General features: G+C 53.9%; 1 protein-coding gene. It reads left to right on the top strand.

Features of this window, described 5'->3' with window-relative positions; genetic code table 11:
• A partial coding sequence (locus MUW49_RS14510) for an IS5/IS1182 family transposase (protein WP_032173437.1) occupies window positions 1-293 on the top strand: 293 nt, incomplete at both ends.

The following is a 293-nucleotide window of genomic DNA, read 5'->3' as shown; positions in this document are numbered from 1 at the left end:
GAGGAGCTGGCCGAGGTGGATGTGGACTGGCTGATCGCCGAGCGCCCCGGCAAGGTAAGAACCTTGAAACAGCATCCACGCAAGAACAAAACGGCCATCAACATCGAATACATGAAAGCCAGCATCCGGGCCAAGGTGGAGCACCCGTTTCGCATCATCAAGCGACAGTTCGGCTTCGTGAAAGCCAGATACAAGGGGTTGCTGAAAAACGATAACCAACTGGCGATGTTATTCACGCTGGCCAACCTGTTTCGGGCGGACCAAATGATACGTCAGTGGGAGAGATCTCACTA

Source organism: Aeromonas sp. LsrichE-8G (assembly GCF_022869435.1).
Lineage (GTDB): Bacteria > Pseudomonadota > Gammaproteobacteria > Enterobacterales > Aeromonadaceae > Aeromonas > Aeromonas caviae.
Note: the sequence above shows the minus strand (reverse complement) of the source record. Positions and strands in the feature narration are given on the sequence as shown.